The sequence below is a fragment of the Spirillospora sp. NPDC029432 genome (assembly GCF_040703975.1).
GTDB lineage: Bacteria > Actinomycetota > Actinomycetes > Streptosporangiales > Streptosporangiaceae > Spirillospora.
On sequence record NZ_JBEZWH010000010.1, the window covers coordinates 171,927 to 196,319 of the forward strand.

24 protein-coding genes are annotated in these 24,393 nt (G+C 74.1%); 11 read left to right on the plus strand and 13 right to left on the minus strand.

All coding sequences use genetic code 11. The features are described from left to right. Positions 1-2 precede the first annotated feature (2 nt). Positions 3-812, plus strand: coding sequence for a methyltransferase domain-containing protein (locus tag AB0881_RS11135; protein WP_366616158.1), 810 nt, complete (start codon positions 3-5; stop codon positions 810-812). On the opposite strand, the gene AB0881_RS11140 is transcribed toward AB0881_RS11135, so the two are convergent. Genes AB0881_RS11140 through AB0881_RS11150 form a run of 3 tightly spaced genes read right to left on the minus strand, consistent with a single transcriptional unit; the run spans position 770 to position 1,682 of the window. Then, complete coding sequence (locus AB0881_RS11140; RefSeq protein ID WP_366616159.1) at positions 770-1,240, minus strand: hypothetical protein; 471 nt, start codon at positions 1,238-1,240, stop codon at positions 770-772. The two genes, AB0881_RS11135 and AB0881_RS11140, sit on opposite strands and share 43 nt — an antisense overlap. Further along, entirely contained in the window at positions 1,240-1,482 is a 243-nt protein-coding gene (locus AB0881_RS11145) for a hypothetical protein (protein WP_366616161.1), read from the minus strand. The genes AB0881_RS11140 and AB0881_RS11145 overlap by 1 nt, the downstream gene beginning before the upstream one ends. Beyond that, on the minus strand, positions 1,479-1,682 hold the full coding sequence (locus AB0881_RS11150) for a hypothetical protein (protein WP_366616163.1): 204 nt from the start codon (positions 1,680-1,682) through the stop codon (positions 1,479-1,481). The genes AB0881_RS11145 and AB0881_RS11150 overlap by 4 nt, the downstream gene beginning before the upstream one ends. 212 nt (positions 1,683-1,894) lie before the next feature. Between AB0881_RS11150 and AB0881_RS11155 the strand changes: the two genes are divergently transcribed. From AB0881_RS11155 to AB0881_RS11165, 3 genes are all read left to right on the plus strand, one after another. Then, entirely contained in the window at positions 1,895-3,148 is a 1,254-nt protein-coding gene (locus tag AB0881_RS11155; RefSeq protein WP_366616165.1) for a hypothetical protein, read from the plus strand. Continuing rightward, on the plus strand, positions 3,145-3,768 hold the full coding sequence (locus tag AB0881_RS11160) for a 2'-5' RNA ligase family protein (protein ID WP_366616166.1): 624 nt from the start codon (positions 3,145-3,147) through the stop codon (positions 3,766-3,768). Before AB0881_RS11155 ends, AB0881_RS11160 begins: the two co-directional genes overlap by 4 nt. Positions 3,769-3,942: 174 nt before the next feature. After that, complete coding sequence (locus tag AB0881_RS11165; protein ID WP_366616168.1) at positions 3,943-4,161, plus strand: hypothetical protein; 219 nt, start codon at positions 3,943-3,945, stop codon at positions 4,159-4,161. On the opposite strand, the gene AB0881_RS11170 is transcribed toward AB0881_RS11165, so the two are convergent. Continuing rightward, complete coding sequence (locus AB0881_RS11170) at positions 4,121-6,859, minus strand: class I tRNA ligase family protein (RefSeq protein WP_366616169.1); 2,739 nt, start codon at positions 6,857-6,859, stop codon at positions 4,121-4,123. The two genes, AB0881_RS11165 and AB0881_RS11170, sit on opposite strands and share 41 nt — an antisense overlap. 176 nt (positions 6,860-7,035) lie before the next feature. Further along, a complete protein-coding gene (locus AB0881_RS11175; protein WP_366616171.1) occupies positions 7,036-7,671 on the minus strand; it encodes a TetR/AcrR family transcriptional regulator in 636 nt (211 codons plus the stop codon). A gap of 51 nt (positions 7,672-7,722) precedes the next feature. Between AB0881_RS11175 and AB0881_RS11180 the strand changes: the two genes are divergently transcribed. Genes AB0881_RS11180 through AB0881_RS11200 form a run of 5 tightly spaced genes read left to right on the plus strand, consistent with a single transcriptional unit; the run spans position 7,723 to position 12,732 of the window. Beyond that, positions 7,723-9,258, plus strand: coding sequence for an MFS transporter (locus AB0881_RS11180; RefSeq protein WP_366616172.1), 1,536 nt, complete (start codon positions 7,723-7,725; stop codon positions 9,256-9,258). Next, entirely contained in the window at positions 9,170-9,532 is a 363-nt protein-coding gene (locus AB0881_RS11185) for a YciI family protein (protein WP_366616173.1), read from the plus strand. The genes AB0881_RS11180 and AB0881_RS11185 overlap by 89 nt, the downstream gene beginning before the upstream one ends. Continuing rightward, on the plus strand, positions 9,529-10,791 hold the full coding sequence (locus AB0881_RS11190) for a DUF6596 domain-containing protein (protein WP_366616174.1): 1,263 nt from the start codon (positions 9,529-9,531) through the stop codon (positions 10,789-10,791). Before AB0881_RS11185 ends, AB0881_RS11190 begins: the two co-directional genes overlap by 4 nt. 44 nt (positions 10,792-10,835) lie before the next feature. Further along, positions 10,836-11,624, plus strand: a complete 789-nt coding sequence (locus tag AB0881_RS11195) for an RNA ligase family protein (RefSeq protein ID WP_366616175.1) — start codon at positions 10,836-10,838, stop codon at positions 11,622-11,624. Continuing rightward, entirely contained in the window at positions 11,608-12,732 is a 1,125-nt protein-coding gene (locus AB0881_RS11200; RefSeq protein WP_366616176.1) for an AAA family ATPase, read from the plus strand. Before AB0881_RS11195 ends, AB0881_RS11200 begins: the two co-directional genes overlap by 17 nt. 5 nt (positions 12,733-12,737) lie before the next feature. Here the strand turns inward: AB0881_RS11200 and AB0881_RS11205 are convergent, their stop codons facing one another. Both AB0881_RS11205 and AB0881_RS11210 read right to left on the minus strand, forming a co-directional pair. Next, positions 12,738-13,532, minus strand: a complete 795-nt coding sequence (locus AB0881_RS11205; protein WP_366616177.1) for an alpha/beta fold hydrolase — start codon at positions 13,530-13,532, stop codon at positions 12,738-12,740. 84 nt (positions 13,533-13,616) lie between these two features. Continuing rightward, positions 13,617-14,573, minus strand: a complete 957-nt coding sequence (locus tag AB0881_RS11210; protein ID WP_366616178.1) for an alpha/beta hydrolase — start codon at positions 14,571-14,573, stop codon at positions 13,617-13,619. Between the two features lie 56 nt (positions 14,574-14,629). Here AB0881_RS11210 and AB0881_RS11215 point away from each other — a divergent pair, with 56 nt between their 5' ends. Continuing rightward, positions 14,630-15,802, plus strand: a complete 1,173-nt coding sequence (locus AB0881_RS11215) for an amidase (protein ID WP_366616180.1) — start codon at positions 14,630-14,632, stop codon at positions 15,800-15,802. Positions 15,803-15,820: 18 nt separating this feature from the next. On the opposite strand, the gene AB0881_RS11220 is transcribed toward AB0881_RS11215, so the two are convergent. Further along, positions 15,821-16,768 (minus strand): YafY family protein, encoded by a 948-nt coding sequence (locus AB0881_RS11220; protein WP_366616181.1) that lies wholly within the window; start codon positions 16,766-16,768, stop codon positions 15,821-15,823. 80 nt (positions 16,769-16,848) lie between these two features. Here AB0881_RS11220 and AB0881_RS11225 point away from each other — a divergent pair, with 80 nt between their 5' ends. Next, positions 16,849-17,595 carry an alpha/beta hydrolase gene (locus tag AB0881_RS11225; RefSeq protein ID WP_366616182.1) on the plus strand — a complete coding sequence of 249 codons (747 nt, stop codon included), beginning with the start codon at positions 16,849-16,851 and terminating at the stop codon, positions 17,593-17,595. Positions 17,596-17,628: 33 nt separating this feature from the next. Here AB0881_RS11225 and AB0881_RS11230 read toward each other — a convergent pair whose 3' ends face one another. The 5 genes from AB0881_RS11230 to AB0881_RS11250 all read right to left on the minus strand — a co-directional run bounded on the left by AB0881_RS11230 (position 17,629) and on the right by AB0881_RS11250 (position 24,362). After that, positions 17,629-18,918 (minus strand): cytochrome P450, encoded by a 1,290-nt coding sequence (locus AB0881_RS11230; protein WP_366616183.1) that lies wholly within the window; start codon positions 18,916-18,918, stop codon positions 17,629-17,631. A gap of 193 nt (positions 18,919-19,111) precedes the next feature. Then, positions 19,112-20,203, minus strand: a complete 1,092-nt coding sequence (locus AB0881_RS11235) for an LLM class flavin-dependent oxidoreductase (protein ID WP_366616184.1) — start codon at positions 20,201-20,203, stop codon at positions 19,112-19,114. A 95-nt stretch (positions 20,204-20,298) separates the two neighbouring features. After that, positions 20,299-22,062, minus strand: a complete 1,764-nt coding sequence (locus AB0881_RS11240; protein WP_366616186.1) for a fatty acyl-AMP ligase — start codon at positions 22,060-22,062, stop codon at positions 20,299-20,301. Continuing rightward, positions 22,059-23,036, minus strand: a complete 978-nt coding sequence (locus AB0881_RS11245; protein WP_366616187.1) for an acyl-CoA desaturase — start codon at positions 23,034-23,036, stop codon at positions 22,059-22,061. Before AB0881_RS11245 ends, AB0881_RS11240 begins: the two co-directional genes overlap by 4 nt. 357 nt (positions 23,037-23,393) lie before the next feature. Then, positions 23,394-24,362, minus strand: a complete 969-nt coding sequence (locus tag AB0881_RS11250) for a DUF6569 family protein (RefSeq protein ID WP_366616188.1) — start codon at positions 24,360-24,362, stop codon at positions 23,394-23,396. Positions 24,363-24,393: the final 31 nt, after the last annotated feature.

The following is a 24,393-nucleotide window of genomic DNA, read 5'->3' on the forward strand; positions in this document are numbered from 1 at the left end:
GCATGGACACCACCATCGACCCTTCCTACGTACACGGCTATTCGGAGCGGGAGGCGCGCCGCCTCGGCGACCAGGCCGACACGCTCGCCGACCTCCTGCACGCCGGTACGGCCTACCCGCCCGGAAGCGACGTGCTGGAGGTCGGATGCGGGGTCGGCGCGCAGACGGCGCATCTCGTGCGCAACAGCCCGGGCGCGCGGCTGGTCGCCGTCGACGTCTCCGCGGAGTCGCTCGCGCAGGCCAGGGAACGGGTCCCGGGCGTGGAATGGCACCGCGCCGACCTGTTCGACCTGCCGTTCGCGGACGGGACGTTCGACCACCTCTTCGTCTGCTTCGTCCTGGAACATCTGCGCGACCCGCAGGGCGCGCTGTCCTCGCTGCGGCGGGTACTGCGGCCCGGCGGGACGATCACGGTGATCGAGGGCGACCACGGATCGGCGTTCTTCCATCCCGACAGCGCCCGCGCGCGGGCGGTGATCGGCCATCTCGTGGCGCTGCAGGCCGCGGGCGGCGGCGACGGGCTGATCGGCCGCCGGCTGCAGCCGCTGCTGTCGGCCGCCGGGTACGAGGGCGTGGAGGTACGGCCGCGCACGGTGTACGCCGACCGCACGCGTCCGGCGCTGGTGGAGGGCTTCACGCGCGACACCTTCACCGCCATGGTCGAGGCCGTCCGGGACGGCGCGGTCGCCGCCGGCCTGACCACCGGCGACGCCTTCGACCGCGGCGTCACCGACCTGCGCCGCACCGCCGAGGACGGCGGCACGTTCCACTACACCTTCTTCAAGGGCCAGGCCGTCAAGCCAAGCCCGTGACCTGGCCCTTCCCCTGAACGAGATCGTAGGAATGCACATGTGGTGCGCCCAGATCGAGTTCGAGAGCCCTCGTCGATCAGCTCGCTCATGCGGTCCTCGCGATCGGGCAGCAGGTGCCCGTAGCGGTTGAGCGTGATGGTCGGGCCTTCGGTGGTCGGCTCGTGCGTCGGCAGGAACCGGCCGAGAGTGGCGTTGATGGCGGCCACGGCGCGTGGCAGGTCGCGGCAGGGGGCGAGCGGCCTGCCCGTGCTGGCGCGGAACCACGCTCCGCCCCGCTCGGAGGTCACGCTCACGGTCTCCCCCACGACCGGCAGCGTCGGGTGGAAGATGCGCAGCCGCACGGGTATCTCGTCATAGCGGGGCACCGCCCGCCAGCCCGCCGCGGCCAAGGCCCGGCCGAGCGCCTCCAAGAGCTCGGCGTCGCCCATCACACGACCTCCCAGTGCACAGTGCCGCCGTCCTCACGACGGGCGCGGGCGACCTCGCCCAGGTCGACGTACTGCGCGTGTGCCGAGGCCAGCGCCACGCGGCGCACCGAGCCCTCCGCACCGGCGGGCGCCTGGGCCAGCTCGTCGGCGACGTGCCCGGCCGCCATCGCCGGACTATCGGTCACACCCGCGGCGCGGCGGCTGACGACCGTCCAGCTGTAGAGCCGGACGCGCCCGCTCACGCCGAGCTCCCCACGGGCCGATCCAGCCGCACGACCGCCGTGAGCGCGACGCGCAGCTCCTCGGCATCGTGGCTGACCAGGCGGGTCACGAAGGTGCCCTCCCTGCCGGGGTAGCGCATGGCCACCCAGGTGTGCGGGCCTTCGTGCAGTGAGAACTCCCAGTCGGCGAAGTCCGCCCTCAACTCGGTGAGGGCGTCCATCGCACTCCGCGTCGTAGCATCGTTCACGGGTCGGACCTACCTTCCGGCCAAGGCCCCGGACTCCCCCGGTGTTCGCGCACCGGGCCGGGGCCGCTTCGCTGTTCACCGGCCATGCAAGACCCGCGCTGGTTACCGTGGAAGATGTTGTCCGTTGTCCGCCCTGCTCAGACAACAGAGACAACGGTCATACCGGGTCGATATGGCGGGAACCGATGACCTTCGGCGAGAGACTGCGCGAGCTCATGACCGAGCAGGGCGTCGGCGTGCGTGAACTGGCCAGGTCGGTTCCGTGTGACCCTGGGCACCTGTCCAAGCTTCGCCTCGGCCACAAGATGCCCTCCGAGCGCCTCGCACAGCGTCTGGACGGCCTGCTCGCCGCTGGCGGCGAGCTCGCCGTCCTCGCGCAGACAACGGTGGAGGAGGCCGAATCCTTCGACACTGACTCGATCACTGATGGCGACCGGGACGTGGCGGCCGAGGACGTGGTGGAGCTGGCAGCGTGGCTGGAGCAGTCCAACGTCGGCGACGGTGCCATCGGCTACCTGGAGATCTCCACCCGCCGCCTGACGTTCGACTACCCGCGCCGGCCACCGCTGGAGGTGCTCGACGCGGGGCGCGCGCTCCAGGTTCGGGTGACGCAGATCCTCCGCGACGGCCGCCAACGCCTCGGCCAGACCAAGGCGCTGCTGAGCATGTCGGCCGAGCTGTTCGCGCTGATCAATCTGCTCGCCGGTGACGTGGGTCGCTACCCTCTTGCCGACGCCTACGGATATGCCGCATGGACGTGCGCCGATGAGGCCGACTCCGACTCGGCCCGAGCGCTGGTGCTGTGCGCACAATCCAAGACCGCGCGCTGGGAAGGCCGGTACGCTGCGGCGGCCGAGCTGGCCCGTCGCGGCTTCGAACTGGCGCCCGCGGGGGCCCGCGGCCGGATTCTGCTGGCGGTGTCCGAGGCGGCCGCGTTACAGCTGAGCGGTGACCTGGAGGCCGCCCACCAGGCTCTGCGCCGCGCGCAGGAATCCCGTGACCAGGTGCGCGCCGCAGACGAGACGGCCGACGCGTGGAGCTGCCCACGGCCCCGGCAGGAGACCTACGCGATCCAGGTGGGGCTCGGAGCCCGCGACCCCGCCGCAATGCTCCGCTCCGTCCGGGCCGCCGACGACGCGTGGGCCGATGGTGACCCGCTGGTGTACGGGACGTGGGCCCAGGTCCGGATCGGCGCGGCGCTCGCGCACGTCCTGCTGGGCGAGCCCGCCAGGGCGGCCGAAGAACTGGCACCGGTGTTCGAGCTGGATCCGGAGTACCGCGTGGTCACAATCATCGGGCGCCTGTCCGAGGTTTCCCGGCGCCTCGGCCATAGCCGCTACAAGGGCGACCCCCGCGCCGCCGCCCTTCGCGACCAGATCCGCGCGTTCCAGGCCGGATCACTGGAGCACAAGGCCCTCGCCACACCGGAGGTTCCATGAGCCCGTATCCGGCCCGCATGTCCGACCACTGGTGGTGGCGCCCGGGCGTGCGCCCAGGCCGGCGCCTGCTGGTCTGGCACATCCTGCTGCATGACCAGCCCGAGCTTCGGGCGCTCGTACGGCAGTGCCAGGACAAGCTCGACGGACTGGACGGCCTGGACCTGATCCCGGAGGAGTGGCTGCACATGACCACGCAGATCGTCGGGTTCGCCGACGAGATCCGCGCTGCCGAGGTCGACACGATGGTGGACGAGGCTGCCAAGCGCCTCGGCGCGCTGGAGCCGATCGAGGTAGAGCTGGGCAGGCTGTGGTTCCACAGCGAGGCCGTGATGCTCGGGGTCCGGCCATCCCGGGCCCTGCACCCGGTGCGCGAGGCGATCCGGGAGGCGGTGGCCGCGTCGGTGCACGTGCACCAGCTCGACGACGACCCCGAATGGACCCCGCACGTCTCGGTGGCCTACAGCCACGCCGACAGGCCGGCCGAGCCTGTCGTCAGCGCGCTCGCGCTCCGGCCTGCCCCTCGTCCCCTGCGCGTCTCCGAGGTTCACCTCGTTGAGCAGGTCAGGGAAGGTCGGCTCTATCGCTGGGATGTCCGGGCCGAAGTGCCCCTGGCCGCGTAGCAGGTCAAGCCCAGGCGTTGTAGGAGATCTCGATCTCCGGTACGAGCGGGGGCAGGCGCCGTGATCCCGTCTCCGGCCCGAATCACACCTTCCCCAACACTTCACGAAGTCTTCCCGGCGGTGCACATCGAGTGCACATGAGGCCGGGTAGTGCGGTGCCTCCAGGCTGAGGTCGTGACCGCGCTTGCCGCGCTGCTGCTGGTGGTGGTCCTCGTGTACGCGCTGGAGCGGGCGCACCGGCGCCGGCCGGGTCCGTGGCCGCCGTCGGCGGGTGGTTCGGAGGTGGTCGATCGGGACGCCGAGCGCGTCCGGTCCGACCTGCGCGCGATGGCGGGCCGGACCGGCGCGCCGGTCAGCGGGTCACGATGTTGGCGATCCGGCCCGGCACGATGACCAGCCGGCGGACGGTGCGGCCTTCGGTGTGCCGGGCGAAGCCGGCGTGCCCGGTCAGCAGCCGTTCGATCTCCTGCTCGCCGGCGCCGGCGGGGACGTCGAGGGTGAACCGGGTCCGGCCGTCGATCTGGACCGGGATGGTGACGGCCGGTTCGGCGGCCAGGGCCGGGTCGGCGTCCGGGAACGGCGCGTACAGGAGCGGTTCGCGGTGGCCGAGGCGTTCCCACAGCTCTTCGGCGATGTGGGGTGCGAGCGGGGCCGCCATCAGGACCAGGGCCTCGGCGAGCGCGCGCGGCGGCTCCGGCAGCCGGGCGGCGTGGCCGGTCAGCTCCATCAGCCGGGCGATCGCGGTGTTGTAGCGCATCTCCTCGAAGTCGGCGCGGACGGCGGCGATGGTGCGGTGCAGCCGGCGCAGCGTGTCCGGGTCCGGGTCCGCGGCCGTGACGCGGATGGCGCCGGTCTCCTCATCGACGACGACGCGCCACAGCCGCTGCAGGAAGCGGTGCGCGCCCGCGATGCCGTCGGTCCGCCAGGGCCGGTCGGCGTCCACCGGGCCCATCGCCATCTCGTGCAGCCGCAGCGTGTCGGCGCCGTACCGCTCGTAGATCTCGTCGGGCGCGACGCCGTTCTTGCGGCTCTTGCCCATCCGGCCCGCGCGGCGGGTCACCGGCCGGCCCCGGTAGGACGGCCGCCCGTCGCCGTCCTGCTCGACCTCGGCGGCCGGTACGTACATGCCGCGCTCGTCGGTGTAGGCGTCGGCCAGGACGTAGCCCTGGTTGAACAGCTTCCCGAACGGCTCGGGCGTGGAGACGTGGCCCAGGTCGTACAGGACCTTGTGCCAGAACCGCGCGTACAGCAGGTGCAGTACGGCGTGCTCCACTCCCCCGACGTACAGGTCGACGCCGCCGGTGCCCATCCAGTAGCGCTCGACTTCGGGGTCGATGAACGCCTCGCCGTTCGCCGGGTCCAGGTAGCGCAGGTAGTACCAGCAGGATCCGGCCCATTGCGGCATCGTGTTGAGTTCGCGGCGGTACCGCTTGGGCCCGTCCCCCAGGTCGAGTTCGACGGTCGCCCATTCCTTCGCCCTGGCCAGTGGCGGTACAGGTGTGCTGTTCGCGTCCTGATGCGGTTCGGGACGGAAGTCGGTCATTTCCGGGAGCGTGACGGGCAGCATCGTGTCGGGCAGCGCGGCCGGCATTCCGTGCTCGTCGTACACGATGGGGAACGGCTCTCCCCAGTAGCGCTGCCGTGAGAACAGCCAGTCGCGCAGCCGGTAGGAGCGTGTTCCGTATCCGTGGCCGGTGCGTTCCAGCCATTCGATGGACGCCGCGATTCCGTCGGAGAAGGCCGGGTCGGGGTTCTCGGGGCCGGCGTCCACGTCCAGGCCGTGGGCGTGGGCGAAGTCCAGGTCGCGCTGGTCGTGGGCGGGCACCGCCATGATCGCGCCGGTCCCGTACCCCATCAGCACGTAGCCGGCCAGGAACACCGGGATCGGCGCTGCCGTGGCCGGGTTGACGACGTAGGCGCCGGTGAACGTGCCGGGGCCGGTGGTGGCGGTGCGCTGCCGGTCGCCGAGGCGTTCGGCGCGTTCCCGGTACGCGGCGACGGCGTCGCGCGGTGTCGCGTGCGGGCCGCGCCAAGCCTCGGGGGTGCCGTCGGGCCACGCGTCCGGGACGAGCCGGTCCGCGACCGGATGCTCGGGGGCCAGCGCGGCGAACGTCGCGCCGGGCAGGGTGTCGGGGCGGGTGGTGAAGACCTCGAACGCGGCGCCGCCGCCGGCCTGACGCAGGCGGATGCGGGCGCCGTCGGCGGCGCCGATCCAGTTGCGCTGCATGCGTTTGATGGACTCGGGCCAGTCGACCAGGTCCAGGTCGTCGACCAGCCGCTGGGCGAGCGCGGTGATGCGCAGCGTCCATTGGCGCATGGGGCGGCGGTGCACGGGGTGGTTCCCCAGGTCGCTGCGGCCGTCGGCGGTGATCTCCTCGTTGGCCAGCACGGTGCCCAGGGCCGGGCACCAGTTGACGGGCTCCTCTGACACGTACGCCAGCCGGTGGCCGTCGATGATCCGGCGGCGTTCCACGGCGGTCAGGGCGTTCCAGTGGCGGCCACCGGGGACGGGGCGCGTCCCGGAGGCGAACTCCTCCTCCAGTTCGGTGATCGGGCGGGCGCGGCCGGTGCGCTCGTCGACCCAGGCGCCGAACAGCCGCAGGAAGATCCACTGCGTCCAGCGGTAGTACGCGGGGTCGGTGGTGGAGATCTCGCGGCGGGCGTCGTGGGCCAGGCCGAGCCGGCGCAGCTGGCGGCGGTAGGCGGCGATGTTCGCGGCGGTCGTCTCGCGGGGGTGGCGGCCGGTGTCCAGCGCGTACTGCTCGGCGGGCAGCCCGAACGCGTCGTACCCGAAGGTGTGCATCACGTGGTGCCCGGTCATGCGCTTGTAGCGGGCGAGCACGTCGGTGGCGATGTAGCCCAGCGGGTGGCCGACGTGCAGCCCGGCGCCGCTGGGATAGGGGAACATGTCGAGCACGTAGAACGGGCGGCGCCCGGCCATGCGCGCGAATCCGTCCGACAGGGGGCCCGCCGGATTGGGCGAGTCGAAGGCGCCCTGCTCGAGCCAGCGCTTCTGGCGGCGGAGCTCGATCTCGGCGGCCATGCGCGCGTCGTAGCGGTAGGGGGTCTCGGTCCGTTCCGTCTCGTTCATCGTCCTCACCATGGGGTCTCGCCCGGTCCAGGAAATGAAAAAGCCCCTCAGCGCATGAGGGGCGGCCGCGTCGACTCAGCGGGTCAACGCGGCTCGAGAAGGAGCAGGCTCTGCGTGTGGGCCATGCGGGGAGGATACCCCGCGGTGCGGTGATCGGTCGCGCGCTTTTAGGCGGTCTAGGAGCCGGGGCCGGTGGTGCCGCGCGGGGGGCGTTCCCCGTAGGCGGCGGCGATGGCGGCGTTCACCTGCGCGCGGGCGTCCGCGGGCGGGGTCACTCCGATCAGGACGTAGTAGGCGAGCCCTTCGGCGAGGGCGACCAGCCGGACGGCCTCGGCGCCGGGTTCGGGGACGCGGTCGCGGCGCAGCAGGCCGGCGAGGCGCTCGTGCAGGCGGGCGTAGTCGGCGCGCATCCGTTCGGCGATGGCCTCGTCGGCGAGCGCGAGGCCGGTGAACCACTGGCGGACGCGCATGTGCGCGCGGGTCGGGGCGTCGTAGGGGATCAGCTCGGTGAGCACGACCGTCAGGAGCCGCCGCGGCCCGCCCTCGCCGGCGCCGGGCCCGGCCTTGGCGGCGATGCGGGCCTCACTGCGCTCGTTGCCGCGGTCGAACGCGGCCTCGATCAGCCGGTCCTTGGCCGGGAAGTAGTGCTGGACGCGGCCCGGCGAGACGCCCGCGCGGGCGGCGACGGCGGTCAGCGACACCGCGGGCAGGCCGCGCTCGGCGACGACGTCCAGCACGGCGTCGGCGATCTCGCGGCGGCGCCGCTCGTGCTGGGCTCCGGGGCCGCGGGTCCGGCGTTCGGTCGGGGTCACCCGGGTAGGCTAGCAAATCAATGTGGTCACATTGATTTGAGGAGGGTGCTCATGCGGCGTCGCGGTGCGGCGGTGGTGGTCCTGGCCTGCGCGGCGCAGTTCATGGTGGTGCTGGACGTCTCGGTCGTGAACGTGGCGCTGCCCTCGATCCGGGCGGCGCTGGGGTTCGACGCGGCGGGGCTGCCGTGGGTGGTGAACGCCTACGCGCTGCCGTTCGCCGGGTTCCTGCTGCTCGGCGGGCGGCTCGCGGACCTGTACGGGCACGGCCGGGTGTTCGCCGCCGGGCTGGCGCTGTTCACGGCGGCGAGCCTGGCCGGCGGCCTCGCGACCGCGCCGGGCGTGCTGGTGGCGGCGCGCGCCGCGCAGGGGCTGGGCGCCGCGGTCCTGGCCCCGGCGACGCTGACGCTGCTGACCACGGCGGTCCCGGAGGGGCCGCGGCGGACTCGGGCGCTGGCGGCCTGGACGTCCGTCGGCCTGGCGGGCGGCACGGCGGGCAACCTGGCCGGCGGGGCGCTCACCGAGTTCCTGTCCTGGCGCTGGATCCTGCTGATCAACGTCCCGGTGGGGGTCGCCGCGCTCGCCGCCGCCGCGGCCGTCATCGGCGCCGGCGGGCGTTCCGGCGAGCGGCGCCGGCTCGACGTCCCCGGGGCGGTGGCGGCCACGGCCGGGCTGATGCTGCTCACGGCCGGCGCCACGCAGGCCGGCGAGCGCGGCTGGGGCGACCCGTTCACGCTGGCGGTGCTGGCCGCCGCGGTGCTCGTCCTGGCGGTGTTCGTGCTGGTGGAGGCGCGGTTCGCGGCCGAGCCGCTGGTCCCGGCGCGGCTGCTGCGGGTGCGTGCGGTCCGGGTGGGGAACGCGGCGATGCTGCTGGCGGGCGCGTGCCTGAACCCGATGTGGTTCTTCCTCGCCCTGTTCATGCAGGACGCGCTGCACTACGGCGCGCTGCGGACCGGTCTGGGGTTCCTGCCGCACACGCTGCTGACGATCGCGATCGGGCTGCGCGTGACCCCGTGGCTGATGGAGCGGGTCGGCGGCCGCACGCTGATCGCGGCGGGGGCGCTGCTGTCGGCCGCCGGGTTCGCCTGGCAGGCCGCGGCCGATCCGGCCGCCGGGTACGCGGGCGCGCTGCTGGGCCCGGCGGTGCTGATCTCGGCCGGCGGCGGGCTGCTGAACACGCCGCTGACGGCCGCGGTCACCGCCGGCGCCGCGCCGGCCGACGCCGGGGCCGCCTCCGGGCTGATGAACACCGCCAAGCAGGCGGGCGGCGCGCTGGGGCTGGCGGTCCTGGTGACGCTGCCCGGCCGCGGCGCGGCGTTCCTGGCGATGGCGGCGCTGGTGCTGGTCGTCGCCGCGATGGCCGCCGCCCTGCCCCGCCCGTCCGGGTCACCGGAGATCTCTGCCAGGATTTCCTCACGAAGGATGTCGAGACGGGGCCGCCGGCTCCGACCACCGGGTGACAGGCGCCCGCGGCGGGCGCCGCGACACGAGGAGGACCGGCATGAAGTTCCTGCTGATGATCCAGATGAACGACGAGGCGTTCGAGGCGCTCGGCGAGGAGCGCCGCAACGAGATCATGAACGCCCATGAGGGGTTCCAGAAGATGCTCGAGGAGCGCGGCGAGATGGTCGTCACGCACGCCCTGGCCAACCCGTCCACCAGCGCGACCGTCAAGCTGAAGGACGGCGTCCCGGTGGTGACCGACGGGCCGTTCGCCGAGGCCAAGGAGTACCTGGCGGGCTACTACGTGATCGACTGCGAGAGCCGCGAGCGCGCCCTGGAGATCGCCGCGCAGATGCCCGAGGCGGGCTTCCTGGGCGTGGAGGTCCGGCCGATCATGTACTCGTCGGGGACGGAGATGTGACCCCTGCCGGGCACGCCGGGGAGCCCGGCGACTCCGGGGACCTGCTGCGCGAGCTGGCGCCGCGGGTCCTCGGCGTGCTCGTGCGCCGGTACGGCGACTTCGACACCGCCGAGGACGCGGTGCAGGAGGCGCTGCTCGCGGCGGCCCAGCAGTGGCCGGACGAGGGCGTACCGGACAACCCGCACGGCTGGCTGGTCACCGTCGCCGCGCGCCGGATGGCCGACCAGGTGCGCAGCGAGCAGGCGCGGCGGCGGCGCGAGGTCGCCGACGCGCTCGCGCGGCCCGGTGGCGAGCCGGTGGCGCCCGCCGCCGACGCCGGGGCCCCGGCCGAGCGCGACGACACGCTGACGCTGCTGTTCCTGTGCTGCCATCCCGCGCTGTCGGGGGCCTCGCAGGTCGCGCTGACGCTGCGCGCCGTCGGCGGCCTCACCACGGCGCAGATCGCGCACGCGTTCCTGGTGCCGGAGGCGACCATGGCGCAGCGCGTCAGCCGGGCCAAGCAGCGGATCAAGGCCGCGGGGGCGCGGTTCCGGATGCCGGCCGGGGACGAGCGCGGCGAGCGGCTGGCGGCCGTCCTGCACGTGCTGTACCTGATCTTCAACGAGGGCTACACCGCGACGGCGGGCCCCGAGCTGCGCCGCGGCGACCTCAGCGCCGAGGCGATCCGGCTGGCCCGCGCCGTGCACGCGCTGCTGCCCGGTGACGGGGAGGTCGCCGGGCTGCTGGCGCTGATGCTGCTGACCGACGCGCGCCGCGCCGCCCGCACCGGGCCGGGCGGGGAGCTGATCCCGCTGGCCGAGCAGGACCGCGGCCGCTGGGACCGGGCCGCGATCGCCGAGGGCGTCGCGCTGGTCTCGGCGGCGCTGCCGGACGGGCCGGTCGGCGCGTACCAGCTGCAGGCCGCGATCGCGGCGGTGCACGCCGAGGCCGGCCGCGCCGAGGACACCGACTGGCCGCAGATCCTCGGCCTGTACGAGCTGCTGGCCAAGGTCGCGCCCAATCCGATGGTGTCGCTCAACCACGCCGTCGCGGCCGCGATGGTCCGCGGCCCGGGCGCCGGGCTGGAGCTGCTGGAGGGCCTGGCCGCCGACGACCGGCTGGCCCGCCACCACCGGCTGGACGCCGTGCGCGCGCACCTGCAGGAGATGGCCGGCGACCACGCGGCGGCGCGCGAGTCGTACCGGACGGCCGCGCGCCGTACCGCCAGCCTGCCCGAACGCCGCTACCTGGAGGGCCGGGCCGAGCGCCTGCGCGGCTGATATTCGTTTGGCGGGCCGGAGCGCGGCACGCTACAACGGCAGGCATGCTGTACAAGTACCCCCGGACGCGGCATATCGAGGGCTCCCGGCTCCAGCCCGGTGACCACGACCTCGCCGCGGTCCCGTTCCGGGAGATCGCCGGGCGGTACCTGGTCGTCGAGGAGAAGCTCGACGGCGCCAACTGCGGGATCAGCTTCGGCCCCGGCCGGGAGCTGCGGCTGCAGAGCCGCGGGCACTTCCTGACCGGCGGCCCGCGCGAGCGGCAGTTCGGGCCGCTGAAGGCGTGGGCGGCGGCGGTGCAGCACGCGCTGTGGGAGCGCCTCGGCGAGCGGTACGTCATGTACGGCGAGTGGCTCTACGCCAAGCACACGATGTTCTATGACGCGCTCCCCCACTACTTCTGTGAGTTCGACGTTCTCGACCAGGAGGACGGGACGTTCCTGTCCACCGCGCGGCGCCGCGAGCTGCTGGAGGGCACGCCGGTGGTGTCGGTCCCGGTCCTGTACGAGGGCGCGCTGCGGGAGCTGAAGGAGCTGACCGCGCACGCCGGCCCCTCGACCTGCCGTACGGGCCGGTGGCGGGACGCGCTGCGCGAGGCGGCGGCCGCCGGCGGCGCCGATCCGGAGAAGGTCGCGGGCGAGACCGACGCGGCGGAGGAGATGGAGGGCCTCTACATCAAGGTGGAGGAGGGCGGGCGGACCGTCGACCGCTTCAAGTGGGTGCGGCCGGGGTTCCTGACGGCGATCCTGGACTCGGGGACGCACTGGCAGGACCGGCCGATCGTTCCCAACGGCCTGGCCGATCCGGAGGTGCTGTATGCGGGTGTTCGCTGAGCTGTGCCCGGCGCCGCCGCGCTGGGAGGTGCCGTGGCCGGAGATCCGCGCGGCGTTCGGCTGGGTGCGCGACCTGGCGGGCGTCCAGCAGGACGCGGTGCACCACGCCGAGGGCGACGTCGAGGTGCACACCCGGATGGCGTGCGAGGCGCTGGCGGCGCTGCCGGAGTGGCGGGCGCGCCCGGCCGCCGAGCGGGTGCGGCTGTTCACCGCCGTGCTGATGCACGACGTCGCCAAGCCGTACTGCACGCAGATCGGCGACGACGGCCGGATCACCGCGCACGGGCACTCGCGGCGCGGCGACCTGATGGTGCGGCGCGTGCTGTGGGAGCTGGACGCGCCGGTGGCCTGGCGCGAGCACGTCGCGGCGCTGGTGCGCCACCACCAGGTGCCGTTCTGGGCGCTGGAGCGGCCCGACCTGCAGCGGATCGCGTTCCGGGCGAGCCTGCTGGCCCGCAACGACGACCTGGTGCTGCTGGCCACCGCCGACATCCTCGGGCGCGTCTGCGGCGACACCGAGGAGGTGCTGGACAACATCGCGCTGTACCGCGAGTACTGCGCCGAGCAGCGCTGCCTGGAGGGGCCGCGCGAGTTCCCGTCCGAGCACGCCCGGTTCTGGTACTTCCGCAAGCCCGGCCGCGACCCCGGGTACGCCGCCTACGACGACACGCGCCTGACGGTGACGGTCATGTCGGGGCTGCCGGGCGCGGGCAAGGACACCTGGATCGAGCGCAACCGCCCGGACCTGCCGGTGGTGAGCCTGGACCGCATCCGCGGCGAGCTGGGCGTGGACCCGGCCGGCGACCAGCGGCCGGTGGCCGCCGCGGCGCACGAGCGGGCCCGCGAGCACCTGCGCGCGGGCCGGTCCTTCGTCTGGAACGCCACCAACGTCTCGCGCGCGCTGCGCGAGCGGTGCACCGGCCTGATCGCCGCGTACCGGGGCCGGATCGAGCTGGTCGCGCTGGAGGCGCCGCCGGAGGTGCTGCGGCGCCGCAACCGGTCCCGCTCCGCGCCGGTGCCGGACGCGGTCGTCGACCGGCTGGTGCGGCGCTGGGAGACCCCCGATCCGACCGAGGCGCACCGGGTGGACTGGCTGCCGGCCGGCTGAGCGCGTCAGCGGCAGAAGAAGCCGGCCAGCGCGGGCGCGATCGCCTCGGCCGCGACGTTGTGCTCCTGCCCGTCCAGGGTCCGGTACGTGGCGTCGGGCAGCGCCTCGGCGGCGGCGCGCGAGGCCGCCCGCAGGATGTCGACGCTGGCGCCGCCGTCGAGCACCTGGGCGGGGATGCGCAGCGCGCCGAGCCGGCCGGCGGGCAGCAGGCCGTCGCCGAGGGCCGCGGCGTCGTAGCGCAGCGTGGGGGCGATCTTCTCCAGGCCCGCCCACATCGGCGACTGCCGCATTCCGGCGATGAACTCCTCGGGGAGTTCGGCCGCGCGGAAGAACAGCTCGACGGCGTCGCCGTGGCGGCCGGCGGCCAGCAGCCCGTGCAGGCGCCGGACGTACTCCAGGTGGCCGCGGGAGTCCTCCTCGGTGAGCCCGTACGGGGGCTCCCACATCGACAGCCGGGTGACGGGCAGGCCGGCGGCGGCCGCCTCGGCGGCCAGGACCGCGCCCGAGGACGAGCCCCACACGCCGGCCGCGCCGCCGGCGGCGCCGATCACCGCCCGCAGGTCCTGGATCTCGCGTTCCAGCAGCAGCGCCGGGGAGTACTCGCCGGCGGCCTCGTCGCCGCTGTCGCCGCGGCCGCGCCGGTCGTAGTTGAGCACCGCGCAGTGCGCCGACAGCAGTTCGGCGATGGGGGCGTTCACGCTCCGGTCGCAGGTGGCGGCGGAGACCAGGACGACGGGCGGTCCCGATCCCGCGCGCTCGTAGGCGATGACCGTGCCGTCGGCCGACCGTACCGTCTCCATCGGACCTCCCGTCGCGGCCGGGCGGACCCCGGCCCTCGATGGGGGCAGACCGGCCGGCGGCACGGAACTCATCGCCCCGCGCCGCTATTCTTTGGCGACCTTCGCGGTGATGTAGGCGAGCTGGGCCTCCAGCTCGCGCTCGGCCACCGTCAGCGGCCAGGCGATGAAGGCGTGCGCCGCCTCGGCGACGACCTCCAGCTCGGTCTCGTTGCCGGCCGCCTCCCAGCGTGCGGCCATGAACAGCGAGTCGTCCAGCAGCGGGTCCCGGGTGCCGACCGTGAACCGGGCGGGCGGCATGCCGCGCAGGTCGGCGTACAGGGGCGAGATGTCGGGGGCGCGGCGCTCCTCGGGGCTCATGCCGGGCAGGAACTGGTCGTAGAACCAGGCCATGGTGCCGGTGGGGATGACGAGCATGTCGCGGGCGTCGCGCTGGCTGGGGGTCATGGACAGGTCGTAGGCGCCGAACGTCAGCTGCGCGCCGGCGAACGCCCGGGCGCGCTCGCCCAGCCGCAGCAGCGTGACGGCCGCCAGGTGGGCGCCGGCGGACTCGCCGCCGATGACGAGGCGGTCGGTGCCGAACTCGGCGGCGGCCTCGGCGATCAGCCAGCGGGCGGCGTCCTCGCAGTCGTCGGGGCCCGCGGGGTAGGGGTGCTCGGGCGCCAGCCGGTACTCGACGCTGACGACGGCCACGTTCGCCGCCTGGGCCAGCCCCCACAGCAGCGGGTCCTGGCTGTCGGCGGTGCCGAGCGTCCAGCCGCCGCCGTGGATGTGCAGGAAGACGCCGCGGACCTCTTCGGGGCGGAAGACCCGGACGGGGACGCCGCCGTCGCGGCCGGGGATCGTGCGGTTCACCGCCTCGGCGACGCGGACGGGCGCGGGGAGGACGCCGGTCCCGTTCTCGCGGGCGGCGCGGATGGCGGGGGCGTCGTCGATCTCCTCCAGCGGGGGCTGGCCGGCCAGCAGCTCGGCGACTCCCGCGTTGAACTGCCGGGTCTCGTCGGCGACGTCCGCACCCGTGGTGATACATCCCTTAACGGTCATGAGAGCCAAGTTTGCCGTGCGGGTCCGGCAAGCCCAAGATCTCCGGAGGCGCGAACGTGATCGAATCGGACGCGACGGCGACGGCGGACCTGGTGAAGCGCGGCGAGGTGTCGGCCGAGGAGGCCGTGCGGGCGGCGCTCGGCCGGCTGGCGGAGCGCGATCCGGGGCTGCGGGCGTTCACCGAGGTACGGCCCGAGCGGGCGGTGGCGGCGGCGCGGCGGGTGGACGCGGCGGTGCGGCGCGGCGGGCGCCCGCGGCTGGCAGGGGTGCCGATCGGGGTGAAGGCGTGGCCGCGCTCGCAGTCGGCGCAGACTCCGCGGCTCGAACGCGAGGGGTGCGTGGTGGTGGGGCTGACGTCGGTTCCGGACGCGTCCACGCCGTGGCAGACCTGGGGCCGTACCGAACGCGGCCCGACCGTGAACCCGTGGCGGCCCGACCGTACGCCGGGCGGTTCGTCGGCGGGCTCGGCGGCGGCCGTCGCGGCCGGGGTGGTGCCGCTGGCGACCGGCAGCGACGGCGCCGGCTCGCTGCGGATCCCGGCCGCGTGGTGCGGGCTGGTGGGGCTCAAGCCGACCAACCGGCGGCTGCCGGCCCGCGACCGGGCGGGGTTGGCGGCGCTCGGCGCGCTCACCCGTACCGCGCGCGACACGGCGCTGTACCTGTCGGTCATGCTCGGCGAGGACCTCGCCGAGGCGGCCGGGGACGCCGGGGGGCCGCTGCGCGCGGCGTGGTCGTCCTCGCTCGGCTACGCGGAGCCGGACGCCGGGGTGGAGGCGGTCGCCCGCGCCGCCGCCGGGCGCCTGCGCGAGGCGGGCGCGATCGCCTGGGGGGCCGGTCGGGCCGGGACGGGCCCGCGCCTGCTGGACCCGGGCCCGGCCTGGCACGCCCTGCGCGCGGGGCGCGACGGCGCGGGCTGCCGGCGGATCCGCGCGCACAACGGCGAGGCCCTGGACGCGCTGTTCGGCGAGGTGGACGTCCTGCTGACGCCGGCGACGCCGACGCCGCCGCACGGGCACCAGGGGCCGGGCGAGGCGATGACCGTGGATCTGACGTGGGCGTTCAACGTCAGCGGCCATCCCGCGGTGAGCGTCCCGGCGGGCCTGGGCGCCGACGGCACCCCGGTGGGGCTGCAGGCGGTGGCCGCGCACGGCCGGGAGGCGGTCCTGCTGCGGGTCGCGGCGGCTCTGGAAGCGGTCACCGAGCCGCTCTCCCCCGCGCTCGCCCCGTGAGGACCGGCCGGTCCCCGGTCAGCGGTCCGCCTGCGCGCGCAGGGTGTCGGCCAGGTCGCGGACGGCCTGGCGCAGTTCGGCGGGGCGGCGGACGGTGAACGGCCATCCGAGGCCGGCGAGCATCTGGGCCATGCCGTCGAGGCGGTCGGCGCGGGTGCGCAGCAGCACTCCCCCGTCGGCGGCGGCGAGGGTGGCGGTGGCGGGCGGGATGCGGCGGCGGGCCTCGTCCAGGGTGGTCTCCAGCAGGACCTCGACCTCGTGCGCGTACGGGACGCGGGCCAGGGAGGCGGTGACGTGCCGTACGGGGTCGGTGCCCTCGGGGACGTCGTAGGTGGCGTCGCCGGGTTCGGCGGACTCCACGCGGTCGACGCGGAAGGTGCGGACCTCGCCGCTGCGGTGGTCGTGCCCGGTGACGTACCAGCGGCCGGAGTGGAAGACCAGGCCGTAGGGGTCCAGGTCGCGCTCGCCGGTCTCGCCCTTGAACGAGCGGTAGCGCAGCCGCACGCGGCGGCGGGCGCGGGCGGCCTCGGCGAGCGTGAGCAGCCGGGCGGTGGCGGGGGCGGCGGCGTCGCGGGCGGCGAAGGTGAAGCCGAGGGTGTCCTGGAGGGCCTGGACGCGGTCGCGCAGGGCGGCGGGCAGCACGCGCTGCACCTTGGCCAGGGCGCTCTCGGTGGCCTCGCCGGGCAGGCCGGCGCGGCGGCCGGCGAGCAGGCCGAGGACGACGGCGGTGGCCTCGTCGTCGGTGAGCATCAGCGGCGGCAGCTTGTAGCCGGGCATGAGCCGGTAGCCGCCGTAGCGGCCGCGTTCGGCGGCGACGGGGACGCCGAGGTCCTCGAGCCGGGCCGCGTACCGCCGGACGGTGCGCTCGTCCACGCCGAGGCGGCGGGCGAGCTCGGCGCCGCCCATGCGGTGGTGGGCCTGGAGGAGTTCGAGCATCGTCAGGATGCGCGTCGTCGGATGTGACACCGGTCACCCACTCAATCCGGGCGGTTTCTGTCCGGTATTGACCTTACGCTCTTCTCATCGGCGACGACAGGGAGTGCATGATGACGACGTTCGTACTGGTCCCCGGTTTCTGGCTCGGCGCCTGGGCGTGGGAGGACGTGGCCCGCGAGCTGCGCGCGGCGGGCCACGAGGTCCACGCGGTGACGCTGGCGGGCCTGGCCGAGCGGGCGGGCGAGGCGGCGGAGACGGCCCCGGAGGTGGACGTGGAGACCCACATCGCCGACATCGTCGGGCTGATCGAGGGCGCGGACCTGCGCGAGGTGGTGCTGGTCGGGCACAGCGGGGCGAACATGCCGGTCACCGGCGCGGCCGACCGGATCCCCGGGCGGCTGGCGCGGGTGGTGTACGTGGACAGCGCGCCGCTGCCGCCGGGGATGGCGCAGATCGACTTCAACGATCCCGAGGAGCGGGCGGCGATCGAGAAGCGGGTGGCCGAGGAGGGCGGGGGCCGGCTGATCCCGCCGCCGCCGTTCGACCCGGCCGCCGAGCCGCACCAGCTGGCGGGGCTGGACGAGGCGGCGCTGGCGCTGCTGCGCGAGCGCGCCACGCCGCAGCCGCTGGGCACCGCGACGCAGGCGCCGGCGCGGCCGGAGACGGTCCCGGACACGCCCAAGACGATGATCGCCTGCACGTTCCCGCTGCCGGTGGTGCGGCAGATGATCGAGAGCGGCAACCCGGTGTTCGGGACGCTGGCGGGCCCGGAGTGGTCCTTCCGCGAGCTGCCCACCGGCCACTGGCCGATGCTGTCGCGTCCCGCCGAGCTGGCGGCGATGCTCGCCGACCTCTGATCCGGGGCGCGGTGTCTCTCCAGGGGGCGGTGTCTAGGGGGCGGTGAAGGTGCAGGGCAGCCGCTTGTAGCCGTTGATGAACGACGACATCAGGCGGTCGGGCTCGCCGTCGGCGCGCAGGTCCGGCAGCCGCGTGTACAGCTCCTTGAACATGACGCTGATCTCGCGGCGGGCCAGGTTGGCGCCCAGGCAGAAGTGCGGGCCCGGCCCGCCGAACCCGACGTGCGGGTTGGGCGAGCGGGTGATGTCGAAGGCGTCGGGGTCGTCGAACACCGACTCGTCGCGGTTGGCGGAGTTGTAGAACAGCATCACCTTGTCGCCGGCGCGGTAGGTGTGGCCGTTCATCTCGTGGTCCCGCGTGAGGTTGCGGCGGAAGCAGATGACGGGGGTGGACAGCCGCACGATCTCCTCGACGGCGCCGCCGATGCGGCCGTCGAAGTCCTCCAGGAGCAGTTCCTTCTGGTCGGGGTGGTCGGTGAACAGCTGGAGGCCGTGCGCGATGGCGGTGCGGGTGGTCTCGTTGCCGGCCACCACCAGCAGCAGGAAGAACGTGCCGAACTCGCGCGCGGTGAGCTTCTCGCCGTCGAGGTTGGCGTTGACCAGGGCGGAGGTGAGGTCGTCGGTGGGGTTCTTGACGCGCTCGCGGCCGAGTTTGGCGGCCAGGCGGTGCAGCTCTCGGCTGGCCCAGGCGACCTTGGCCAGGCCGAGGCCGGTGCGCAGGCGGCCCATGTCGGGGGTGATGCCGGTGTACTCGGGGTCGGAGTTGCCCAGCACGATGTTGGTGAGCCGCAGCATCCGCGGGTAGAGGTCCTCGGGGATCCCGAGCATGTCGCAGATGATCTCGACGGGGAGCCGGACGGCGACCTTGGCGACGAAGTCGCCGGGGCCGGAGGCGATCAGCTCGTCGACGATGCGCCCCGCGCGGGCCTGGACGTCGTCCTCGGTCTTGGCCAGCATCTTGGGGCTGAACGCGCGGGAGACGATCCGGCGGATCTTGGCGTGCCGCGGATCGTCCATGTTGATCATCGAGTTGACGTACTTGTCCAGCCAGGCCGGGCCGTCGATGACGGTGGTGGCGTTGGGCTCGCTGCTGAAGATCTTCGGGTTGCGGCTGGCCTCCAGGACGTCGGCGTGCCGGACCAGGGCCCAGTAGCCGGGGCCGGGCTTGGCGAACGGGACGGGCGGGTCGGGGTAGAACCGCGGCCCCTCCTCGGCCCGCAGCCGCGCGAACGCCGCGGCGCGCTCGGTCAGTGGGCGGCCCCAGAAGTTCAGGTCGCTCAGGTCGATGTCGTCGTGGACCGCGCTCGCCGGCCGGATGGCCACGGTGCCTCACCTCCGTCGTTCCGCCCCCAAGCTTGGATAAGTGTCCGGTTACGGTCAATGGGCGCGGCGCCGCTGTGACCCACTGCACAGGCCGCTCGCGCGTCCCGCCGCGCCGTCACGCCTTCTCGTTCTCGTGCTCCTGGACCTTGGCCATGATGGCGTCGCTGGCGGCGCCGAAGAAGGCGGCGCGGTTCTACGCGGCCCAGTCGCGGCTGGCGGCGGGCGCCTGCGCGGTGCCCTGGAAGGCGGGCGCCACGTACCGGGCGAACAGCTCGTAGGAGTGGCGGGTGCGTTCGGTGTCGGCCCATTCGTGGGCCATGAGCAGGTAGGTGCCGAAGCCGCCGGACTGCTCGGCGAGCCGCCGGATCTGCGCGATCGCGTCGTCGGGGGTGCCGATGACGCCGAGCCCGGTGGCGTTGACGGCCTCCACGAGCCGGTCGGGGTCGTCGGTGTCGGGCGCGATGGGCAGGGCGGCGACCTTCTGGAAGTAGGCGACCCAGTCGGCGAGGCCGAAGGCGACGTCGCGGGCGGCCTGCTCGCGAGTCTCGGCCAGGTGCATGGGGCCGACCAGGCGCCAGTCGGCGCGCACCGGGGTGGTGCCGTACCGCGCGGCGCGTTTCTCCAGGGCGCCCCAGTGGTAGCCGAGCGCGTCGAACCCGGCGGTCTGGGTGGCGCCCAGCGACAGCAGCGAGCAGCCGTACCGGCCGGCGGCGCGGGGCCCGGCCGGGGACACCATCGCGGCGACCGCGACCTCCAGGTCGCCGCCGTAGGGGCGCAGCTGGAGGCGCGCGTCGCGCAGCTCGAACCAGCCGGTCTTGCGGGTGACGGGCTCGTCGCCGCACAGCAGCGCCAGGATGGCCTCCAGGGCCTCCTCCATCATGTCGCGCTGCTCGGCGACCTCGATGCCCATCATGTACGCGTCCGACGGCAGCGCGCCGGGTCCGGCGCCGAGCATGACGCGGCCGCGCGTGAGGTGCGACAGCAGGACCATCCGGTCGGCGAGCATCAGCGGGTGGTGGTAGGGCAGCGAGGAGACGCCGGTGCCGAGCCGGATGTGGCGGGTGCGTTCGGCGGCGGTGGCGATGAACACCTCGGGCGAGGCGATGAGCTCGTGCCCGGCGGAGTGGTGCTCGCCGATCCAGGCCTCGTCGAAGCCGAGCCGGTCGAGGTGGACGATCAGGTCGAGGTCGCGTTCGAGGGCGAGGGTGGGGTTCTGGCCGCAGGGATGGAAGGGGGCGAGGAAGGTGCCGAAGCGCCGGGGACCGTCCGGTACGGGAGTGCTCATGCTGACCCCTGTCGGTGGAGCGGGGTGGACGTGGCGGGACGAGGCGAACGGACCAGAACGCCGTTCGCCTCGTCCCTATCACGCCGGGGCGCGCGTCAGCCGGCGCCGGGGCCGGTGCGGGCGAGCGGGAGCGCGCCGTCCAGGTAGGCCTTGCGGCAGGCGGTGCGGGAGACCTTGCCGCTGCTGGTGCGGGGCAGGCCGCCGGGCTCGATGAGGACCAGGTCGCCGACGCGCACGTCGTGGTGGTCCTTGACGGCGGCGCGGACGGCGTCGGCGACCTCGGCGGGGTCGAGGCGGCGGACGGGGACGCGGCGGTTGCGTTCGGCGACGACGACGAGGGTCTCGGTCTCCTCGCCGGGGACGGCGAACGCGGCGACGTACTCGCGGCGGACGCCGTCGTGGGCGTTGTAGGCGGTGTACTCGATGTCCTGGGGGTAGTGGTTGCGGCCGTCGATGATGACCAGGTCCTTGATGCGGCCGGTGACGTACAGCTCGCCGTCGTGCAGCACGCCCAGGTCGCCGCTGCGCAGCCAGGGGTGTTCGGGCAGGTCGCCGCGGTCGCCGGCGAGGGCGGCCTGGAAGGTCTCGGCGGTGGCCTCGGGGCGGCCCCAGTAGCCGGCGGTGACGTTCGGGCCGTTGATCCAGATCTCGCCGACGCGGCCGTCGGGGAGGCGCTCGCGGGTGGCCGGGTCGACGATGGCGACGTGCTGGCCGTAGGGGGTGCCGCAGCCGACCATGACGGTGGCGCGCTCGTCGTCGCGCTCGCAGGGCCGCGCCTCGCCGGCGTTGAGGGCGTCGCGGTCGAACGCGCGGATCGTGGGCTTCTCGTAGCGCGAGGACGAGGACACGTACACGGTGGCCTCGGCGAGGCCGTAGGCGGGGACCTGCACCTCTGGGCGCAGCCCGTGGTCGCGGTAGGCGTGCAGGTAGCGGGTGAGGGTGCCCTCGCGGATGGTCTCGGCGCCGTTCATGAACACCTGCACGCCCGACAGGTCGAGGGCGGCCTTCTCCTCCTCGCTCACCTTGGTGGACAGGTACTCGTAGGCGAAGTTGGGCGCGCAGGTGAAGGCGTGGGTCTGCTTGCTGAGCTGCTCCAGCCACCGTACGGGCCGCATGATGAACGCGACGGGGTCCATCAGGACGGCGGGGCTGGCGTGGGCGATGGGCAGCGCGACAGCGGTGACCAGGCCCATGTCGTGGAAGAGGGGGAGCCAGTTGACGCCGGTGGACACGCGCGGGATGCCGTCGAAGGTGCCCCAGCACTGCTCGGCGTTGACGGCGATGTTGCCGTGGGTGACCATCACGCCGGCGGGGACGCGGGTGGAGCCGGAGGTGTACTGCAGGTAGGCCAGGTCGTCGGCGTCGATCGGCTCGTCCTGCCAGGTGAGGGCGCGGTCGACCCGGTCGGCGGCGATGACGGCCTTGGGGCGCGGCAGGGTGTTGTCGTCGAAGAACGCCTCGACGTGCGGGTGCGCCTCGGTGGTGGTGAGGACGCATTCGGGTTCGGCGTCGGCGTAGACGGCCATGAGGCGGTCGGCGTGGCCGGGCAGGTCGGGCGAGAACAACGGTACGGCGATGACGCGGGCGTACAGGGCGCCGAGGAAGGCGATGACGTAGTCGAGGTTCTGCGGGGCGAGGATCGCCACGCGCTGGCCGGCGTCGGTGGTGCGGCGCAGGGTGGCGGCGACGGCGCGGGCGCGGGCGTCGAGTTCGCTCCAGGTGATGTCGACGTTCACGCCGTCGACGTCGGTGGCGTAGTCGACGTAGGTGTAGGCGCGGTCGCCGGGATAGAGCTGCGCCCAGCGGGCGAGCCGGGTGGTGAGGGGGGTGCGGTCGAGGCCGCCGGGGGTGGTGGTCATGGCTGCTCCAGGCGTGCTGCTCGGGGGGTGGTGACGCGGCGGGCGGCGAGGCGTTTCTCGTCGGGCCAGCGCACGTCCCAGACCCAGCCGAGCTTCTCGAACAGCCAGATGACGCGGGCGCTGATGTCGATCTGGCCCTTGAGGACGCCGTGCCGGGCGCAGGTGGGGTCGGCGTGGTGGAGGTTGTGCCAGGACTCGCCGAAGGAGGGGATGGCAAGCCACCACACGTTGCGGGAGCGGTCGCGGGTCTTGAAGTGCTCCTTGCCGAAGACGTGGCAGATGGAGTTGATGGAGAAGGTGATGTGGTCGCCGGCGAACACGCGCAGGAGGCCGGCCCAGAACAGCGCGGTGACGGCGCCGTGCCAGGACCAGGTGAGCAGGGCGCCCAGGGCCATGGGGACCAGCAGGGTGGTGGCGGCGATGAGGACGTACACGTCGTTGCGGCCCAGCAGCCGCAGGTCCTTGTCGGCCAGCAGGTCGGGGGCGTACTTGCTGCGCGAGGTGCGGTGTTTGCGGAACAGCCAGCCCATGTGGGCGTGGAAGAGGCCCTTGGTCAGGCCCCACACGCCGGGCCCGAACGCCCAGGGCGAGTGGGGGTCGCCTTCCTGGTCGGCGTACTTGTGGTGGCGGCGGTGGTCGGCGACCCAGAAGATGACCGAGCCCTGCCAGGCCTGCCCGCCGAGGATCGCCAGGGTGATGCGCAGCCAGCGCTTGGCCTTGAATCCGCCGTGGGTGAAGTGGCGGTGGTAGCCGATGGTGATGCCGAGGGCGTTGAACGGGTAGAGGAAGGCGAAGATGGCCACGTCGGTCCAGCCCAGTCCCCAGCCCCAGAAGAAGGGGACGGCGGCCAGCACGCCGATGATGGGGGCGACGACGAAGACGACGACGCTGATCCGCTCGACGAGCGGGACGGCCTTGGGTGAGATGTCCGGCTGCGGGGCCCTGCTGCCCGCCTCGGCGACGCCCGCTGTCATGGGGGCTCCTTCTCGCGGTTCGGGGATGCGCACGACCGTACGGGCCGGGTGCCGCGGAGGGCTTCTGTGCGATCTCAACTGTTGCGCGGGCGGTTGCGCAGTCGGTTGACAAGAACCGCCGCCGGAGCGGCCGTGGAGCGGGAGCGGGGAAGGGCGGGGGGACGGGACAGGCGGCCGGCGCTGGCGCCGGGCGATGGATCGTTCCTTAGACGATTGATCCTGACTTGGAATCAGGTGTCGGCCCGGCGTGCCCGGCACAGTTCCCGTGGTGTCGATTGAAGTGGCCGGAGCGGCCCGCAGGCAACCCCTTTTCGCGTTCTCGGCGGTGGCGGTGCGGTGAACGCGCGGCGCGGGGTGTCAGGGGGCGGCGAACAGGGAGGCGTAGACGGCGCGGTCGCCGTCGGTGACGACCTGGCCGGCCAGGTGGGGGCCGGTGACGGTCGACAGCCGCAGGCCGAGGTAGCGCTCCTCCTCGACGGTCCGGAGGGGCCCGGCGGGCAGGTCCGCGAGCCAGCCGGCGACCTCGGCGACGCGGCCGGCGCGGTCGCGGTCGAGGGCGGCGCGCAGGCCGGCCAGGTCGCCAGCCTCGTAGGGCGCCGGCGGCGCGGCGGGCGGGGCGGGTTCGGCGCGCCAGGCGGGGACGCCGTAGGCGAAGGCGACCAGGGCGGTCCAGACCTCGGCGAAGTAGGCGGGGTCGGGGGCGATCTCCAGTCCGGCGAAGCGGCCGGCGACGAAGAACAGGGCGCCGAGCTGGCCGGGCTGGAGTTCCAGGCGGTTCTGGAACTGGGTGAGGACGGGGCGGCGGCGGGAGAGGATCTGCTCCAGGTGGCCGCGGGCGGGCAGGCCGCAGCCGCGGTTGAGGGCGGTGATGTCGTTCCAGAGCTTGGCGTAGTCGTGGACGCCGCGCAGTTCCAGGGCGCGGGCGCGCAGTTCCAGCGGCAGGACGAAGAACCACTGGTCGCGTTCGGCGAGGTAGCCGCCCTGGCTCTGCTGGACGCAGCAGGCGTCCTCGAACATCAGCGACTGGCCGGGGGCCAGGAACGCCGAGCGGCACAGGGCGTGGTTCTGGGCGGCGTCCTGGACGTAGCCGATGTGCAGGGGGACGATCGCGACGCCGCCGGCGGCGGCGTTGCTGAGTTCGAGGCGGCCGTACCCGGCGACGCGGGTGAGCTTGAGGGCGGTCCGGGGCGGGGCGATGCCGGGGTAGGGCGGCCCGGTGACGGGGACCATGGTGAGGGCGCCGGCGCGCTGGGGCGTGCCGAGGCGGTGCCCGGCCAGGCCGAGCGGTCCGGGCACGAGGGTGTCGAGCGCGGTGGGCTCGCTCATCGGGGGGTCCTTCCGTTGCGGTGGCCGTCGC